The following is a 20,034-nucleotide window of genomic DNA, read 5'->3' on the forward strand; positions in this document are numbered from 1 at the left end:
CTTTAGAGTAGATCTAAATGATAATTATTTTCAAATAATTATTGACACATGCATAAATCTAATTGATAATCAATCTCAACAAGACAAGGCACGCTACTGAATCTTGTTTCTCGACCCAGAATTCGTGATGCACACACGTTAACAGCATTGGCCAATAACACTTTTTAACGCGCCCCTTGTTATCCAGTGTTGGCGGCCAAACCCATTTTACTTGCTACATTGCTCATATCGGTGACGGTAGATATGAAAAGTCAAAAAGCCCTTAATTGGGCTTTTTTTATGCCTGAAATTCCCGAACTTAGCCACTTAAAAATAAATGAGAATTATTTTCAAAAAGACTGTTGACACATTTGATAATCTAATTGATAATCAATCTCAACAAAGCGAGATTGACGGCTTACTTTGTTACTTTACTCTAATTTGTTTCTCGACCCTGAAACACGTGTTGCCACGTTAAAGCCATGGTAGGGAGTGAGATATCGCAACGCCCCTCGCGATATCTTCACTTTTTTCCAAACACATTTTACTTGCTACATTGCTCATATCGGTGACGGTAGATATGAAACACAAAAAGCCCTAAACGGGCTTTTTTTATGTCTGCAATATACGAGAATATTTAGCGGCGGTTCTTTCGCGCGCGCGCTCGGCGTAGTTTTTTCTCTTCTTCTTTTGCGGCTTTTTTCGCTTCAGCCGCAGCGCGCAGCTCAGCAACCATAATTTCTTCTTCATCACGCATCGCGGGTGTTTCCATAGTGATGCGACCAATAATGGCATCTCGTAACTCATTGATTAAGATTTCAGACATCTTATGGGTATCAACTTGGTTACCACCGCGAATACAACCACGTTTACGGCCCGCCATTTCGACGAACTCCCAATCTTGCTCCGGTAATTCATCAATTTTATAACGTGACTTTAATAACTCAGGGTAGGCTGTCAGCAGGTACTCAGCAGTAAAGCTGGCGACTTCTTCATAGTTCATCGCCGTGTCTTTTACAGCACCAGTCGCCGCTAGACGATAACCCGAGTTTTCATTTTCAACTTTTGGCCAAAGCATACCTGGTGTGTCATACAGCATGATGCCATCTTCTAGACGAATACGCTGTTGAGATTTAGTCACCGCAGGTTCATTACCGGTTTTCGCCACAATACGGCCAGCAAGGTGGTTAATTAAAGTTGACTTGCCTACATTCGGGATACCCATGATCATAGCTTTTAGCTGCTTATCTGCACCCACTTTATGTGGGGCGAGCTTTTTACAAAGTTCGTTTACCTTAGCAACTTCAGCACCTTTATCATGACCAAACGCAATGGCTTTTACACCACTTTCTTGTTCAAAATAGTCCATCCACTGCTTGGTAAGCTCAGGGTCAGCCAAGTCGGCTTTGTTCATAATTTTGATGACCGGCTTATCACCGCGAAGCGCAGACACCATTGGGTTTTCACTGCTATACGGGATCCTCGCATCTAAAACTTCGATGATCACATCCATCTGCGGCATGATCTCTTTAATCTCATTGCGAGCCTTGTTCATATGCCCAGGAAACCACTGTATTGCCATTATAACCACCTGTATTTAAATAACTTTAAAAATAACTCATGTCTTTTGGGGTAAAACATGGGGTACTAAAAGCTTTCTATACAGCAGCAGTACCTCAACAAACTTCTGCTATTCTACTACACAATTAAGTGCTTTTATAAAGCTCAAAGGCCTATCCGGTAAAAAGTACTACCCCGCAACAACTTCTTTAATGATTAAAACTCAAAAGAAGGATTCTTTTATAAGCTTTGGTCAAATCCTAAAAACAATTGATTAAAGATTAAGTAACTGTAAATATTGGACTTATAGTTTAAATCTAAGGAAATAGAATGTATTTAACTGATCTTAATTTAGAGAATCACAACATATTTGGGTCTACAAGTATCCCTTTAGGGTTTAATGGAGAGAATATAAAGAACCGCAAAACCATTCTTATTGGTCAAAACGGTTGCGGAAAGAGCAATTTACTTGAGTGTATAGCTGATGCGTTAACGATTGAGTTTTCAGAAGACAAAGATAAAGCAGCCAAAGACCTTCAATATGACTACGACTTACTTATAGATGATAATATAAATAACAAAAAAATATCCCGACAATCAAAAAAGCAATCAATACAAATAAATAAGCTCTTAGCTATTACATCAACAAGTCAGGATCGCTTTCCATTCATTAATAAAAATAGTATCAGATATTCATCTCAATATATCTATCTAGGAATGAAAACAACAACCAATAACATTTTCTTTTCAACGCTAAAAGAAAGTATTTTATTATCTCTGGTTAAAATTTATGGAGATCCTAAAAAAATAGATTCTTCCGTTAATGTTCTGGAGGAACTAGGGTTTTCTGAAGATTTCGATGTTAGTTTAAAAAAAGGAAGAAACTTTAAGCTATTTAACGATAGATTTGTAGAAGGTAAGGAAGAAGTATCTAGTAAAGAACGACTGGACTCTAAGTCTTTTAATAAATATATCAATACTGAATTTAGTAAAACACATAGAGCTTGGGCCAGAGATGCTGTAAACAAAATAAATAGTGGTCAGTGGAAAATACAAGTTAAACTGAAAGACAAGAGCAATCACGATAATAAAGTCAAGTATTTAGAGTTTATAACTGAACTATTAAAAAACAACGTTCTTTCCATTGATACGCTCTCATTATTCTCTTCAAGTGGCTACGATATGAATCAAGCAAGCTCTGGAGAATTTAACATACTCAAGATTTTCTTATCTATTATTGCCAATGTGGAAGATAATTCCGTTGTATTAATTGATGAACCAGAAATTAGTCTGCACCCTAATTGGCAAATAGAGTTTTCGAATTTATTAGACATTGCTCTGTCTGCTTACAAAGGCTGTCATTCTATCATTGCGACTCACTCTCACTTTATTTTATCAAATGTCAGTAGTGAGAACTCCCTCATTCTAAAGCTAAACCCCTGTGTGGATTCAAGACAAGTCGAAGTAACCCGACTAGATCTAGACTCATATGGTTGGTCTCCAGAACAAACCTTATATCGAGTTTTTGGTACCACAGGATACAGAAATAAATATTTGGAACTTGATTTAAGAATTATTATCGACTTTCTATCCGAACCAAGTAAAGACCCCCAAGAATTTAAGGAAGCTATTTCAAGAGTTGAAAAATTCAACTTTGAGAGCACTGACCCACTCAGTGTCATAATTACGAAAGCCAAAAAGCTAAGCAAAGAGCTAGGGGATTAGTATGAGCGATGTATTCAACTTTATTGATAAAATGCCAAAAAAAATAGTTTTCACTGATGAAGAAAAGGAATGGATTGAAACACTTATCAGCTCAGACTTATCACATGACCAAATTTGGTCTGGAGCAGTAAATTCAATTGGAGTTAGGCGTACAGACAGAAACCAGCTCATTAAAAAGATAAAGGATGAACTGACTAATATTCAGGAGGGGTATTGTTACTATTGTGGTTTTAAGTTTGATGCCAGAGTCGGAGAACTGGGAAAAAATAAAATTGAAAGAGAACATATAGCTCCCAAGAGTGAATACAAGCAGTTTACTTTCCAACCAGAAAATTTAGTTTTAGCTTGCTCAATTTGCAATAGCTCTAATTACAAAGGCACGACAGATACTATAGCCGAATTAGCACCTGTTTATGAAGACTGCGCATTTATTATTGTCCATCCTTATTTAGACGACCGAAGTAAGCATCTAAAAGTTGATGATGGTGGTAATATTTGTGTCGTCGATTCATCCCCTCATGGTTCAGCTACCCTGAAAATGTTTAATTTAAATGAAACTTTTTGGGTTGGGGTGAGGGCTACCGATATCATGTTCCGCAAATACAATGTCAGTTCAATACAAGAATTAGAAAATACTTTTTTAGAAAGGGCTCTTCAAGAGGCTTTATCTAAAAACCATACATCAGGTTGATAGAATTAAGGTATTGCATGATCTACGGGGTTGCCTACTAGAAAAGCTCAAAAATACTCGATATCGAATAAACTAGAAAATCCAATAACAAAACAGGCACTGCTATAAAGTCTTATAGTAACTCAAGAAAATTTAACTTTCTTGAGTTACTATAAACAAGTGTAGATATAGCTACCTTAACTCAAGCATATGAATACCTTCATTGTAGCCATTTAGCCATAACTTACCGTTACTTACTAACGGTTTTACAGGGTAAGGGCCTGGGTTATTGCCATACCTTATAGGGTTAGGGTATTCGACTACCTCCTCCCCATCCTGATTGTATAATCTGATAAAGTCAGACTTAATTTCTAATGGAAAGTCTACTCCCATAGTCACTTCTTTAAGACTGCCATCAAGACCTAACAGATAATCCACTCGTCCAGCTGTGTGATTTAACAAAATCTTATTTTCATAAAGCATTGGCGTATAGTTATTGAGCTCTGTATCTTCATTTATCAATTCAAGTTCCAACATGCCATTTTCAGCAGTTAGGAACCTATACATATCAAATCTAGTACCTCTTGAATCAAATCCAAATATATTGTCGTCGACACATATCAACACTTTTCTATAATTGCTATACGTCACTACATTATCTTCATTTAATACAATGATGTATGGGTGGTTCGCATACCCTGACGAATACTTTCTATCAAATAGTTTATTCTTACCACAATAACTGATATCTGCACCGCTTAAATTCCTAGGCACAATATTGCTGAAACTTAGCGAGGTCGTTTGCGCATCATAGTCATATTCATTTATTTCTCTCGATGAATGATGGTCATGGTTATAATGTAAGACCATAAGTTTCTTGCCATTTGAGTCGACCGAGCCGATAGTTCTTGCAATTTTATTTTCGGACATTGATAGATCGAATAGCTGACTAATCTCATTATTGGTTGTTTCTAGCTTTAAAATCATAGTCTCAAACTGCAGATAAATACTATTTTCATCTAGTTTTCCGGCTTTTATTATCCAGTCCCTTGCCCCCATTACCGCAATATTTTCTAATTGACTATCTAACACGACATTACGATTCATATGACTCGTATAATACTCTTCAAACTTATAGAAAGTTCCATTATTTCTCATACATTTGTACTGCGAATTAGCTTCCTCTCTTGGAATTAGATTTACACTACTTTCAAGTGTTATGGAATTAATCATCTCTTCTTGCAAATAACAACGCCCATCTTGGTAAACAAGACTAATTAACTGTACTGTATCTGATATATCAAAAAGTTCATTAGTGTTTGTTAGTTTATATTGATACTCTAACTCAAAATCAGGGCTATAAGCTCCAATATCAGTGAATATAAAGTTATTAATACATTCAAGGTTTTGAATCATTGATGATGTGTTTATGACTTCAATACTAGATTCTTTAATTTCTATTTCTGACAGTTTTCCATGTATATGTGCAAAGATTCTATCTCCAATAGCACAAACACTTTTGGTGCCGCCATAGAAGAACTTGCGAAGGCGCTCAGTAAACAGATTGTTTTTAAAATCTAATACAACAATATCTGAACTAGAAACAGCAACTAAAATGTCATTTTTAAATATGACGCCATGGCCTTTTTGGATATCGACACTATAAAGTGACTCTTGAATCAATGCTTTATTGCTGATTTTTAGGGGCTTTCCGCTCTCATCAATATCGATGATTACTACATAACGTTTAAATAAATCAGAGCCATCAGTTGTCGTTTTTTCAAGAACGCCAACATAGAGGTGGTCTTTATCGTTATAAAGATTGTCGACTTGAGTGTTAAAGCGGTCTAAACCAATATTTTCTAATAAATAACGTTCTGTTTTTTGAGTCTCATAGTTACTGACAATGAGCTTTCCATTATTTGTACCTTGATAAAGGTAGTTATTATAAATTCGTTCAGATAATACATTTTCGGCAATATCAGTTGCACCTTGTGATGTTACTTCAAACTCATTGTTTAACTGCAGGCTCAACGCTTGATCGTCTTTATATTTTAAATCTGAGATCCAATTAATTGTCTCTAGATAAGATAAAGTGCTCTCATCGAATTGATTACCCCTTATGTCTACATTGTCTAGTACAAGGTTAGAGTCAAGATTAATAGTGGTAAGGTCATTACCAGCTAAGTTTAGGTTGATTAAGCCTGTCATATTAGACAGTTCATCTGCAGATGCTATACCTTTTAGACGACAATCCAGGGTAGTTAAATCGGCAAGTCGGTAGACTTCATGGGTATCAACATGTTCTTGCACACATTCGGCAAATTTTTCATCTTTAAATTCAACTCCCAGAACCCAGTTCCCTTCTGGCTGAACGTAATCACCAAAACTAATAATAAATGACCAAACTTGCTCCTCTGAATTAGGGCTTGAGTAAGCTTTTAAAGGAATATTAGCCAACTCTCTAATATGTGAACTTCCATACTGAATCTCTACATCGGGAGGAAAATGAATCACACCTTTAATTTGCTCTTCTTCCTTAGCCTTAGCACCGCATTTTAGAAGTTCAAGTACGCTCTTTGTAACTCCGAGAGAGGGGTTTTTATCACCAACTTCCCCACTTGGTAAAAAGTGCCATGTGATACTATTCACTTTAACATCATATTTCTTTCCCTTGCTGCCTTTAGGGTGTTTAGTGCTATATTTCTGATTTGAGTCCTTTTTTAATAAAGCGCAATCATGCGCTACTTCAGAGCGAATTGCAGCTGAGTTACTCACATACCCAACTTTCGACTCATGTAAGTTCAAATACATCACTTTATCTTTGATAGAAGACTCTGCTGTATCTGGTCTTCTTTTTTTAGTTATTTTACTGGTCTCTTCCTCATCAATATGTTTTGGTTTCTGATCAGGCGTTAGAGAAATCTGGGTCAAACAGTTAGCATTTTTCCCTTTGCCTTTTTTACATAAATCATTAATAAATAGTTCGCCTTGATACCAATGTTTATTTTTATAACCTTCCTTTAAAGTCTTAAAAAGATCTTTAATTTCTACCGATGAGATACTTGGATCAATATTTTTAAATGTTACGTTTTCTGATTTGGATGCAACAAGCAATGCTTTAATTGATTCCGTATTTCCCGCTTTTACAAGATCTAACACTTCCTCTTTAGTAAGTTTAAAGCTTTGTGAAACTTTTGAGCTTGAATAATACGGGTTATTCCCTTTTTTAATTTGGCCATTTATTGACGCCTCATCTTCAAGAAGACTTTCACAGCCACCAGCTTCGATAATATCGCACAAGCTAATTTCAAGACCTTCAACTGTCTCGTAAATAAATAAAGAGATTAAGCCTAATGTTTGTGCTTCAGTTAAGCCTATTTTGTCTGCATGCTTTACAATCAGCGAGCTGATAAATTTAGCAGCAACTTTTGATTTTAAAAGGTGTCGATTTGATTTAAGAAATTTTTGGAGCTTTGAAACTTTGCCTAATTTTGTGGGTGCAGGTAAAGCAAACAGTATATCAGTCGCAGCATCCATGTTATTGCCACCCATAAAATTAGCCGTACTATTCGTAAAGCCATCGACAATATCAATACCTGGGAATAATGAGACTAACATACGCATAAGCCCGCCTATGGCCTCAATATCATTTTCATACTCAACATTATCAGCAACTGGCTTTATGACACCTTGAAGAAACTGGGTAGAATATGTGTCTTTATGTGTGGAAATAAAGTGCTCAATCGATTCTAAAGTTTCTTTAGACAAGATCTCATCTTTATAAGAGTCTTTTTCAGCATAGATGGCTGTAAAAAAACTGAATTTATTATTTACATGATTTGGACGATAGATTTTTAAAGCATCACGTTTTGCTTCCCATAGCGCTTCGTAGACCTCCAATACAACTTTTAGCTCAAGTTTCTTTAGTAAGCTGCTCTCCCCTTCTAATAGATTACTAACATGCTCAACAGTTAGGAGTGTGCCCTCTTCATCAAGGTCAATGAATGTATTTGCTTCTAAAGGGTCAAAGCCTAAATTAAAAAAAGCATTTTCAAAATATTTGTTTGCACTCTCTTTCAGTCGCTGAATTTTAGGGCCATAATCTTTATCATCAAAAAACCGTTTTAAAAATATAAACCTATTGTCATCCTTATACTTTTGAGAAGCCTCACTCATTTTAGTAAGTATCTCTCTGTTACCGATTTGTTCTTCTTTTAAGTCTAAGCCCGATAAATAAAACTCAATACCATCAAAGTAACCATCTCCATCGCTATCTTTATCAAGCGGATCTGTCGATATCATCATCTCCTGATAATCACTTAATCCATCTTTATCAGTGTCTTTCAAATAAGGGTCTGTATAAGCCGAAAACTCGTGACTATCGCTTAATCCATCTCCATCAGAATCTGTAAGAAGTGGATCTGAAGAAGTTTTATATGCTTTAAAAGTGCATACTTCTATATTCGGATAGTAGTATGATTCCTTCTGATAGCATTGATTCATCTTTGGTAAAAGATTAAAGCCTGAAACGGAAGTAAGTGTGCTAGCAAATTTATGGCTTTTTAGTCTGGTTGATTCAGAATCGATATATTCATTAGCTAAACTCCAAAAATCGGCTAATTCCTCAAAATCTGTTGCGCCATCGCCATCTGTATCTGTACTTAGCCAATCTGTTTTAATTATAGTTCCATCAAAAGTAATAAAACCCAATAACTCCTCAACATCAATTAACCCATCATTATCAGAGTCATGATCACCTAATAGAAACTTATAAACTCCTTGGTTATGATTGCGTATTTCACCTAAACTCAAGGCTTTATTTGCATATTGCAAATGAAATAAATCACCATCAACCGCTCCCAGATCACAAGCATATTCGTCTAACTCTGCATCACAGCCTGTTAAAAGACCCCCCAGTTGTATTTGAGTTAAATTACTTTCTATTAGATCCGGTGGAACTGGTTTTTCACTGACCAGGCTACCATTTAAAAAGACCTTTAAAGTACTTTCTTGTTTAACAATTGCAACAGCTGCTGGCTGACCCTCTATGATTGACTCTAATGCACCATATAAATACTTTGAGGGTGAAGTCTGGGTTACACCATGAAAGATTAACCCCGGATTTCTGATACTTTCAAAATAAGCGATAAGAGTAAAATCACTTTCTGAAGATAATAATTCCCCACTTAGGTAGATAGGAGATTCATTTAACTTTAAGGTTTTAAAATGAGAATTAAGTTTGGATACATTAAAAGCTGGACTAGGAGGCAACAGCAAGCCATCTATGTCAGGAATAACGCCATCTTTAGTTGAATAATTAAGGCTCAAATCAACTATATCGTTACTAAAAGAATCTTTAAGAAGCTCAATTAGTTTTTGGAAATCTAAAATAAGCAGACGTAATTTTGCAAAACCATTACTATTTATAGTACTAATACTGTTGGAACGGCCCTTAACATAAGTGCTAACACTTTGAACTGAAAACTCTTCATCAATCTTTTGATATGTTGTTTTTAAACTTACGCCATTGCTTCGATCAATTAGACTTTCAGGAGCAATAGACCAATTACCTGACTGATCTTGAATTAATACAACGGGTGTACTCTCTGTACTTAATTGTAATTCGAACTCTTCATTAGTTAAGCTACTCGGTATTTCAAAATCGATAAGCTTTTCATTAGTTCTCTCAATAACATCTAAACTAATATCATGTGAAGCTTGAACTTGCGTTGATATCTTTAAAACTAAACCATCACTATTGACTACAAAGTCAACTTTTTCATCAAAATCCTGTACACCATCTCCATCAGAATCTTTTTTCAGAGGATTTAAACCATTTGTAAATTCTTCAAAATCGCTTAAGCCGTCATCATCAGTATCCACTAACAGTGGGTTGAACTGTAAGTCCACCTCTTGTTTATCGCTTAAACCATCACCATCACTATCAAAAAAATATGGTGAAGTATTTTGTTCGGATTCTTCTTTTGTGGTTAAGCCATCTTTATCAAAGTCTTCATCACCGTCATTTTTTCCATCTCCATTTGTATCTTTTTTTAATGGATCAAGGTAACGCGCATCATTTGATATTTCATAATCATCTGAAAGACCATCGCCATCTGTATCAGCAAGATAAAGGTCTACACCAAATGCATTTAATACAGCTTCGCTATGTACTGAATCAACTTTCTCAGATTGAGTTGGCTGGGTTGGCTGGGTTGGCTGAGCAGACGGTTGAACTTCATCATGATCACTGCCACCACATCCTAGAATGAATAAACTTAAAGAAAATATCGTTATATATCTCATTACTTTAACAAGCTCCTTTTGGCACAAACCCATTAACTTTATATTAACTTTAATTTTGGTATATAAATTAATTCAAGATTGACTATTCTTCAGCATGTGCGAAGCAATCTTAATAGTATCTTTTATATACATTACAAGCTTAAGCCAAACATTGAAACCATACTTTGGTTAGTTTAGAAAACTTATTTAAATAATAACTATGTAACGAAAAAAATAAATTAGCCAGCTAGTTATTCACTTCAGCAAGCAACTTATAGAGAGTTTCATTCTGCTCTCCAGTAATATGCGGTTTATTTAGTTCAACTCGTTTTCTGAGCTTCTCAAGCTTAGTCTGGAAAGCTCTTTTTGAGTTACTAGGCCTACCCAGCAGTTTTTCAGTCCAGGTTGAGAAGTTAAATTTAAGTTTTCTCGACTCTATTCGAAGCGCTTTGATCTCTGCCTCTAGCTCTTTAAATAGCTCAGGTCTTAACTCATAACGTTTAGTTTTGGTATTGTGAGATTGGCTAGTATTTCTCTTTGGAAAAAGCGTAATACCACTCAGTTCATCATTATCATGAATAAATGTTTTAGAAGGTTTACGACTTTCAAAAGGGCAGGGTTGATATGCAGGTCTCGTAGCTGGAGTAAGAGATTTTTGTGGTAAGGGTTTATGAATGGTCGCAGCTTGTATTTCTGACTCTTTTTTCAAAGTTTCGACAATTGAATTTACTGAGCCGTGATGGTTTGCAGCGTCATTAGTTTCTGACTTATTATCCTTTTCTGCTGTAGCAATTTGTTTGTCTTCCGTTGCTTTAATCCCAACGGATGGAAATATTTCCTCTTCGTATAAATCAATATTTAAGGTTTCTTCATTCTGAAGTTGCTGCTTCTCGAATGCTGGTGGCTTACCATCAAAGGTTGCATTGTAACCATACTCATAGGTTTTATATGCGCATATATAGAAATGCTCACGCTCATCAAGTAGCTCCTCTTTACAAGTCTCTATTTGATGAAAAGCAAAGTAAGTAGGCCCGTTGTCATTCCAATCTGCCTGCAACAGTGCGTTATGGTGACGGCCCGCTTTTAAATCAGAAATGTGCTGCCTTAATCGCTTACCAATATCTTTTGATTGACCAATATAGGTAGCAAACGACTTAGAATAAATACAATACACACCTGTTCGACCAGCTAAATTTCGGCAAACACTTGCAAGGTCCTTTTGAGCCCGAAATGTCTTGTTTGTTATTGGGTGTTTTATGCCTGGTTTTCTTGGCTTACTTATAGAAACTGGTCTTTCTATTGACACTACAGGCTTTACTGAACTTCTGGGCTGAGCTTTCTTAAAAGGGCTAGTTTGCAATCTGATGATTACTTGGTGCTCAGGGAAAAAATTTATATGTTCTACTTTATGGATTTGCCCAAAAACCTTATGACCCTGTTCTCGTTGGTCTAAAACCCACTTAAAAGCATACTCACCAAGAAAACCAATCAACGCATTACCATCAGCGTAAACATTAGCCTCGGTTGGTTGGCTTTTTCGAGCTTTCACTCTTACAGACTGACCTTTCTTATACTTAGCCAACAAGATGTCACGATTTTGATCAGTGTTGTAATAACACCAATTCATACCGTCTAAAATAAAATCCTTTTGTTCCATGCCTTAAACCGTCAATTCCTAACATACTCAACTTATTTACATTAACGCTTTAATAAATCTTTATCTTGGGTTATTGAATTATACTCGGTTGATAACTTCATTTTTAATAAATAGTTTTCCGTACTTTGGATATCAAAAGCTTTTGCTCCATACCCTACGGATAGAATGTTATCTGGCAAAAATTCATCAAATTTCTCGATACGTTTTTCCAATACTTGTTGTGCTAGTTCAGTTTCTGTTGGGAGTCCCGTTGAAGCAAGTTTGAGCAATATCGCGTGAACACTTTCTAATGACGCTTTTTCTACTTCTATGACTCCTGCATATGCGCCAGCTTCAAAACCATGTTGGATTAGCAAGGCGACAATTGTATTTACGACTTTGTCGCCAAGCCATGGGAATACATAAGTAGTATTGCCAGCCTGGAGCAATGGTTCTCTAGAGAGCTTTGCATCTTCGAAATATCGTACGCTCTCTCCAAATAGTTCCCGTGCAGATGAATCAGCGAAGTCGACTTTCTGATCCCCCACAGAAATTCTGTAGTCGCCGTCTTTTAATATTTGGAACATCTCTTGCCGAACAACATCATGTATATTCAAGCCAGCACCACCAAATTTAGGCGGCTTGCCACCTTTAGCATGCTCTACATAAATAACTTTCTTTTCGCTATCTATGTCGTTTACTTTCCAACGTTTTCCACCGAAAACAATATGCTGCCCTTCTAATACTAATGAATCTACAGGTAGTGTTCCGAGTGTTTTGGTTCCACAAACAATCCGAAACTCTTCAGGCGTTTTAAAAACAGCATAGAACGAGTAATGGCTTGTCAGCTTTTCTCCCAAAAGGCCAAGCACCAATTCACCACTTCCTAACTGAGTTATGAGTTCTGTTTTGCCCATGTGGATAAGTAATGCTTTGAAGTTTTCAACATTAACGTTTTGAAAAGGACCATCTTTACAGAGCAAACTAAATAATTGCTCTGCTCTAATCCCTCCCCATTGTGCAGTAACCGCAAGTATTTGATGAAGGAGTGTTGAGAAGTGGTAAAGTGATGTATCAGCTGGCTCGTACCATTTACTGCCGATAAGAAGTCTGATCATGGCCAGAGACTGAATAAGCTCTAGCCTCAGCTTGTCGATAACGCTAGAGTCTTTTGTCAATTCAGCTTCAGCGATGAGCATTCTCAATATTGAGGCCCCACCTCGCCTTCCTGAGCGCCCCATTCTTTGACGTAAACTTGAAATAGAGTGGGGGGCTGTTACTTGAATTACTGAGTTTACCTTGCCAATATCAATGCCTAGTTCAAGAGTCATTGTGCAAATCGCTGTAGTAGGATAATGCTCCTGCTGCAATCGCTTTTCTAAGCTTTCTCGAAGATCTTTAGATAGCGAACCGTGGTGAGGAAAAAACTCATTCGGTACAATTTTTTCTTCACAGAAGTCAGATAATGTAGCCGCAATGCTTTCTGTACGGCTTCTACTATTTGCAAACACAAGGTGATTTCCGCCTCGACAAAATTTAAATAAATCTTGGCAGATCGTATATTCAGCATCATTGGAAGACTCAGCTTCTAAGTTAGCAGGGTTGACATACCCCTTTACCTGAACCTTCAGGGTGGAAGTCGAATGTGTATCTTTGATGATCTTGCAAGGTAAAGAGCGATTAGGGCGAAGTGATAGAGGAACTTTCTCTAACTCACCAAGCGTAGCACTCAGAGCGACTCTCGGGATTGGTGTTTCTAGTCTTCCGAGAAGGTGTTCAAGTCTATGAAGTAAAGAGAGTAAGTGATGGCCGCGCTCAGAGCCAATAAAGGCATGAAACTCATCAATAACGATATATTTCAAATTAGAAAATGCAGCTTTGATCCAGCCAGAGTCTCTGATGAGTAATGACTCCAACGACTCAGGTGTTATTAACACGACACCAGATGGTGATGCTTTTAATTTCTTCTTTCGGCCCTGTGAGCTATCACCATGCCAGGGAGTAACCGGTATTTCTAACAGATCAGACAGACTTTCTAAGCGCCTATCTTGGTCATTTATAAGGGCTTTTAGAGGGCTAACGTAAAGGATCCCTACACCCGTTTCTTGAGATGCTATAGCGCTGAGCGCAGGCAAGAAAAATGCCTCTGTCTTTCCTGCTGCGGTTGAAGCGCTGATCAGCACATCTGTCTTTTCAGACAATATAGGTTCAATAGCAAGACATTGTATTTCTCGTAAGCCAGTCCAGCCTTGTTTGAATATCCAGCGCTGAATCCGATGGTCTAATTTTTCATGTTCATCAATCATAGTTTGAAGTCAGCAAATCCATCTTCATTGTCCTCTGTTTCGAGTTCAACATCGGAAGGCTTATCTTCATTAATTGCTACTGATGAGATTAGACTATGCCATGCAATTTGCGGGTTTTGGTCGATTACCGCGAGCATGTCTAAAAATGCTTTAATGGTGTTACGTGGCGTTCTAAAATACGCATCCCCTATAGTTTGGCTGCAATGCTGTAAGAACGCTTTGAGGGATTCGTCTGGAACCAAGTACTTCGCTTCGTCACCTTCAGCGTAAACATGACGCAAGTTTTTAAGCAAAATATAAAGTTCTTCAGGCGTTAAGCTAGCGAGGTGTAGCGCTGGTGACGAATAATCAATCACACCCGCTTGTTTAGCGAAGCTGTTATCTGCCAATCTAGATTGTAGTGCTTCATAGCTATACAAGCCTTTACGTGGATCTAGCAAAAACTCAGGGGTTCCGCCGAGAAGGAATCCCAAATGCTCAGCGCTTCCTTGCAAGCAATCGTTTAGAATTCGGAGTATTTGTTCATAGTTAGAAGTTCTCGCTGTGGTGTTGTTCAACTTATATAGATTTACCATCTCGTCTAAGTTAACTAGAAGCCCTTGGTAGCCAGCTTGTCTGACAAATAAACTCATTAATTTCAGCGCGTCATAAAAAGATGTATCCGAAATAATTGTTCGAACTCCTAGGTCATTTCGGGCATCGGTTTTAGTTGAATACTCTGCTCGTAACCATTTTATGGCATTAGCTTTTAATATCTCATCATCTTTCTCATGGCCTATCCAATAAGCCTCAATAACTTTAGCAAAATCATAACCGCCAACGAGTTCAGAAAGTGATGCTAATTTTTCATGGATAATTGAATTTATACTTTTTCCTGAAGTATCAGCTTCTTTCATCGCTTCTGTGATGAACTTTTCAACTACACTGGTTAAAGCATTACCATCAGGTTTGTTGCGAGTAGCCATGTTACGCATTAACTCAGAGTAAAGGTTTCTAGCTTGACCAGCCGATGCATGAATACGTCTATCAGGAGATAAGTCTGCATTGACGGTTACAAGCTTATTCTCTAGAGCAATAGCACGTACAACACTTAAAAAGAATGTTTTACCAGAACCGTAATCGCCGATAATGAGCCTGAAAGCTGAACCTCCATCTGAGATCCGATCAATGTCTTGGATCAGCGCTTTTAATTCATTTACTCGACCAACTTGGATATGCTGGATTCCAATCTTAGGAGTCACACCTGACTTCAGAGATTGGATAATTGCATCTCTTTCTTTAGCTCGTATTCTTTTTGCAACCATTGTTTATCCCTTCAATTCTTCTACGATTTCTAGATCGACATAGATATCACCATCGTCATCTAGAACTGGCGCATCGACTTTGTCATAAGCCCAGTCATTAATAGTTTCTAATGCGCCATCAACCATTATGTTTAGTTTGCTGCACAGTTCATGAACTTCTTTACGTGGCCACGACTCTTTAGCTATCAAAGTTTCAAAAAGTTCTTTGTAAGGGCTATCTAATCCTTCTTCATTGACATCAGCTGTGGGGGTCACTTCCAGTTCAGCTTCTTCATCAACGGCAAATATACTCTCCAGCATACTCTTTGCATCGTTGGTGTCACTTTCATGCATAGCCAGAATACCTTCATCCAACTGAAAGGTACTTTTATCAGTTGAAGCGCCTTTAGATATGGCAGAAATAGGTTGTTTACTGGAGGCAAACGCATGAATGTCACTTGTAACGAGTGATTTGTCTAAGCCTAACGAGGTATATAACTTTTCAATTTGCTTAATTTCAGAAGCATCGATTTTTCCATCAGCAAGAGCGATGGAAAGCATAAATCTTTTCAAGAATTCCACCTGTGGAACGCCGAGTTTTTCAATCCTAGCTTTCAAGCCGGTATTATTTACAGGAGCATTTAGACGCCAAGTTAAATATGCATTTAACGAGCTCTTTTCAGAAGGTGAGAGTTTGTCATCGTGGTTTATCAACGTTTGTAAGGCGATTTTCTCATGCTGATCTACAGTACCGTCTATCGTTGCAACCATTGTCCCTAACCTAATTGCTAAACTTACTTGGTTGAATGCCGGGCTTGGCTCAAAAAACTCTCCATGGCCAGGTGAGAAGAGCACAATGTTGTCATCGATTTTCAATTTTGCATGGTGAAAACGTTGGTCTGGCGCAATACCTATTTCAGCCTTAGCAGCCAAATTAGAGACTAGTTCATTTTCTTTTTTGTTAAACGCCTTAGGGAGAGGTGTACCTGTATGAGACCAGAAATCCTTGACAGTGGTTAGCCCATCATTTGAACTAATTATCTGATTTGCCCAGGACTTAAATGTTTCTATAACTGGTGAATTTGCTTCGTTTGCCAGTTCTTTAGGTAATAACATTAACGCTGCAATGTCACTCCTTGAGGTATCAGCTTTTCCTAAATAACGGCTATAGCTACTCAACTCTTCTGTACATTGTTCGGCAATAGGAATGAGTTTTTTAATTGGTCCTTTGAGAATACTTGGATCAGGTAAGTCACCCAATTCCAAATCAACCCCATGCACACCATTACTTGCAGCATGGTATGAAAGTCGCAGTTTAGTTTTATTGGGCTTTACGGAAATTCCTTCGCCAAACTTATCAGAAAATCTAATTTTGAAAAGCTGACTAAACTCTTCTTCACATCTACGGGCGGGAGTTTTTAGGGAATACTCGAATGTATTTTTTAGCCAATCTAAAGCTAAGGGAGCTGTTACAGGGTTCCCATTGGCTATAGTGTTTGCAAGTTTAACTTTAAATGATAATGCATTATTAGTTTCTGGTATATCGGACAGTCTATCTTCAAATAAGGCGGGTCTTTGCAGTGCCATTAATTCCAGGAAATTAGCAGAGTATCCTTTAAACGAGCGATTTGCGTTGAAAACGCTATTGAGACGCAACACTTCATCAAATATTGCTATGTACTCTTCATCAGATACTTGATTATTGGATTTGTTTTCGATGACTCTTCTCTCAAACCCGTAGAAATAGATAAAGACATAACCAATTGGGGTATTGGGGTTTGAGCGATCAGAGGCAAGCCAATCTAGATAAGCACCTCTACAGCCTTTAGACAAGGAAGCGTAGCTCGGCCAGTACCCTAAGGATTCATCAGTATATATTTCTGAATCTACCGAAGGACTTGAAGCCGGGCGTTTATCATCTACTAGAGATGGTTCTATACCGTAACCATCTAGTGAATTCATTGCTCCACCAAAGTAGAAAAAACCTCTCTTCAGCCGTCTTCCATTAACAGAAAGTTGTTCTTCTTCTCTTACCCATCGGCCTTTTTGTTTATTCGTTGTTTTTTCTGGCTCACTGCCAAAGCTCGTATGAATAGTAAAAGTAGCAAAGTCATCATCATCATCTAAATAATCATGATTAGACGTACTTGATACACTTATACTGGAAGATCCTACGTCAATACTGGGGGAAGACATTTCTCTTTCAGAAACAGTTGGGGGAGTTCTTTCATGAAAAGCTTGAGGGTTTCTTGTTGAGGTGCGTTGTTGTATGGACGATTTGTTATTGCCTTTAAATATTTTATAAATCACATAAATGACGAATAACCCAATAAAAAATTCCATTTCACTCCCTCTGTATCAAGGGTCTAATGCAAGCACTTTACCCATTGATTTTAATATGCTTTAGTTGATTTTATATAAAATAAAAATAAACAATACAACTCTTGTTAGTAATCAAACCCACGCTTTTTATTAGTCTATGGAGTTCCTAAAAAGCTTATAGTTATATTTAAAATAGTTTTTAAAATTGTAAGTTTAGCGGAGGTAAACATTTGTTCACTAAGTAATATGAGCTAATCAGCGCTGCCTCTAGCGCCCTTGGTAAGTTCGGTAAATTATCGCTGTTTGGCCTTATACAAAAAACCGTCATATTTCCATTAGCAACTGTATTTTTAATATCGCCACTTACGTAACTCGAAGATTCCCATTGATGCTTTTTAAACTTAGGAAGCCATTCTTGTTTTGTTTCAGGATCGTAAATGGTTCCTACATGGCTCCAAATTCGGCCACAAACATCAACCTCACTCATGCCAATATACAGAACTTCTAGATCGCAGTTATCAAACTCAGCTTGAGTTTTCCCCTTTGCGTAAATATACACACCTGGGCTACCTCTAAATGGCGGATAAGTACTTTTAGCATCGTCAAAATGCCAACTATTGCTAAATTCAAAAAGCTCCTCACATGCTGGAAGCTGGGAATATAATTTTGTCCATTTATAAATATCCTTAACTAACACTTGAGCAGCCCCCTTTTATTAAATGATAAAAATATCTGCCTATTAATGCTTACACTTCAACTCTTGTATTTCGTTCAATTCTCAATAAAGCCAATATCATGGTGAAGTTCATGAATAAACCGAAGGCAACGCCTATCGCTATCAATTGAGGGCCAATAGAGTCTAAAGTTTTGGCTATTTTTTTATCTTGTTGCTGTGCAGCTTGTTCTTGAGCTTCTAAGTTTTTAGCATATCTTTGAGTGAACCACTTTAACGCAGTCATCCACTCAATTTTTCTTGCATCTTCTTTCTTCAGTTCTTCTAATGAACTTGCATCATCTGCTAAATCTTCTGTAAAACGGATTAAATCTTTCCAAAATGCATTGTTCTCAACTTCATTGTCTAACTGTGTAAACATACTCTTGAGCTGACTTCGTTTACCTGAGCTGCTAACTGACTCCTGACCTAGCTCTTTAGCGTATGCGTTAATATTGACTTCAAATTGTTTAAAATAGTCGTCAATTAATTTGGCCCTCTCCTCTCGAGCCTTTTGTTCTTCGTTAGACTCTTTTACCGCCTTTTCATAGCTTGCATTGTCATCATTTACTGCATATTTTTGCTCTTCTTCTTTTTCAAGCTCTTCAGCTAAATAGCTATAAGAAGTTTCTTGAGCTTCCACATCAGGACCACCTAAAGCATCCATGACTTTTACACCTGTACCTGTTGCGATAAGAATAGCGGCTATGATCGAAATGGTTGCCCAAAAGAAGCTGATGTAGGCAACAATTTTAAAATATCGTCTTTGCCAAATCGTAGACTTTTTGGGTTTTACAGTTTGGTTGCTTTCAATCACGACTGTATTAGCTTGTGACTCTTTCTGCTCTTTTAAATCTGCTGCAACTTCACTCGCTTTTGACATGAACGTGCTGGTGGCACTTTTACAGACTTCAGATGCAGATGTTATCGATTGCTTTACTGTGCTCGATAAAGCTTCTAAGTCTACTTTATTTACATTAGATGATTGTTGAGAGTTTGGTTGCTGAGCCTGTTCGCCACCTTTCAAATGGACGATTAGTCCTATCGCTTGTAGCTTAGCTAATTTATCGTCAGCTTCTTGTTTGGTGAGGTTCTTAGCTATGGCAAAGGCTTTGCCTGAAAACAGTTTATCTATTGATTTTGGAGAGATACCAATTAACTCACACAAGCTTTTCTTGGCGTCTTCGATGTTGGTATTTGGCTGGATATTTCCTTTGAATATAAGCTTATAAGAAGCGTCCATCTGAAATAAGTCCTTTTCTAAAGTGCTAACTGGCAATTAATTTAGCAGAGGTCTTATTATTTTTATAGCGCTAAGTAACTGATTATTTATCTAGATCATGAAACTACTTCAGTTTTAAGACCTATTTAAACCAAGTATCCAAGCATCTACTTCACTTTCGACCCATGCCACTGACCTCGCACCCAACTTCACCGAGTTAGGAAATAAACCTTTGCTCATGTAGTCATAAATACTTGAACGACTTAAAGCTGTTTTTTCAATAACTTTACTGATTTTAATTAAACGTAATTCTGTACTCATTTTGATAACT

At 37.3% G+C, this 20,034-nt stretch carries 11 protein-coding genes; 2 read left to right on the forward strand and 9 right to left on the reverse strand.

Annotation, left to right across the window (positions count from 1 at the left end):
• Positions 1 to 616: 616 nt before the first annotated feature.
• On the reverse strand, positions 617 to 1,561 hold the full coding sequence (gene ylqF / locus AAEU28_RS15505) for a ribosome biogenesis GTPase YlqF (RefSeq protein ID WP_058031349.1): 945 nt from the start codon (positions 1,559 to 1,561) through the stop codon (positions 617 to 619).
• A 308-nt stretch (positions 1,562 to 1,869) separates the two neighbouring features.
• On the opposite strand from ylqF, the gene AAEU28_RS15510 reads away from it, so the two are divergent.
• Both AAEU28_RS15510 and AAEU28_RS15515 read left to right on the forward strand, forming a co-directional pair.
• A complete protein-coding gene (locus AAEU28_RS15510) occupies positions 1,870 to 3,264 on the forward strand; it encodes an AAA family ATPase (protein WP_421964942.1) in 1,395 nt (464 codons plus the stop codon).
• 1 nt (position 3,265) lies between these two features.
• Positions 3,266 to 3,955: an HNH endonuclease gene (locus tag AAEU28_RS15515; protein WP_421964943.1), complete on the forward strand. Its 690-nt coding sequence runs from the start codon at positions 3,266 to 3,268 to the stop codon at positions 3,953 to 3,955.
• A 171-nt stretch (positions 3,956 to 4,126) separates the two neighbouring features.
• On the opposite strand, the gene AAEU28_RS15520 is transcribed toward AAEU28_RS15515, so the two are convergent.
• The 8 genes from AAEU28_RS15520 to AAEU28_RS15555 form a co-directional block, all read right to left on the reverse strand.
• Positions 4,127 to 10,243, reverse strand: coding sequence for a hypothetical protein (locus tag AAEU28_RS15520; RefSeq protein ID WP_421964944.1), 6,117 nt, complete (start codon positions 10,241 to 10,243; stop codon positions 4,127 to 4,129).
• Positions 10,244 to 10,469: 226 nt separating this feature from the next.
• Complete coding sequence (locus AAEU28_RS15525) at positions 10,470 to 11,879, reverse strand: GIY-YIG nuclease family protein (RefSeq protein ID WP_421964945.1); 1,410 nt, start codon at positions 11,877 to 11,879, stop codon at positions 10,470 to 10,472.
• Between the two features lie 41 nt (positions 11,880 to 11,920).
• A complete protein-coding gene (locus AAEU28_RS15530) occupies positions 11,921 to 14,164 on the reverse strand; it encodes a DEAD/DEAH box helicase (protein ID WP_421964946.1) in 2,244 nt (747 codons plus the stop codon).
• Positions 14,161 to 15,468 (reverse strand): ATP-binding protein, encoded by a 1,308-nt coding sequence (locus AAEU28_RS15535; protein WP_269408919.1) that lies wholly within the window; start codon positions 15,466 to 15,468, stop codon positions 14,161 to 14,163. The genes AAEU28_RS15530 and AAEU28_RS15535 overlap by 4 nt, the downstream gene beginning before the upstream one ends.
• A gap of 3 nt (positions 15,469 to 15,471) precedes the next feature.
• Positions 15,472 to 17,790, reverse strand: coding sequence for a TerB N-terminal domain-containing protein (locus AAEU28_RS15540; RefSeq protein WP_421964947.1), 2,319 nt, complete (start codon positions 17,788 to 17,790; stop codon positions 15,472 to 15,474).
• A 178-nt stretch (positions 17,791 to 17,968) separates the two neighbouring features.
• Complete coding sequence (locus AAEU28_RS15545) at positions 17,969 to 18,466, reverse strand: hypothetical protein (RefSeq protein ID WP_421964948.1); 498 nt, start codon at positions 18,464 to 18,466, stop codon at positions 17,969 to 17,971.
• A gap of 49 nt (positions 18,467 to 18,515) precedes the next feature.
• Positions 18,516 to 19,724 (reverse strand): hypothetical protein, encoded by a 1,209-nt coding sequence (locus tag AAEU28_RS15550; RefSeq protein WP_421964949.1) that lies wholly within the window; start codon positions 19,722 to 19,724, stop codon positions 18,516 to 18,518.
• Between the two features lie 114 nt (positions 19,725 to 19,838).
• Positions 19,839 to 20,024 (reverse strand): AlpA family transcriptional regulator, encoded by a 186-nt coding sequence (locus AAEU28_RS15555; protein ID WP_421964950.1) that lies wholly within the window; start codon positions 20,022 to 20,024, stop codon positions 19,839 to 19,841.
• Positions 20,025 to 20,034: the final 10 nt, after the last annotated feature.

Source organism: Pseudoalteromonas sp. SS15 (assembly GCF_049257195.1).
Classification (GTDB): domain Bacteria; phylum Pseudomonadota; class Gammaproteobacteria; order Enterobacterales; family Alteromonadaceae; genus Pseudoalteromonas.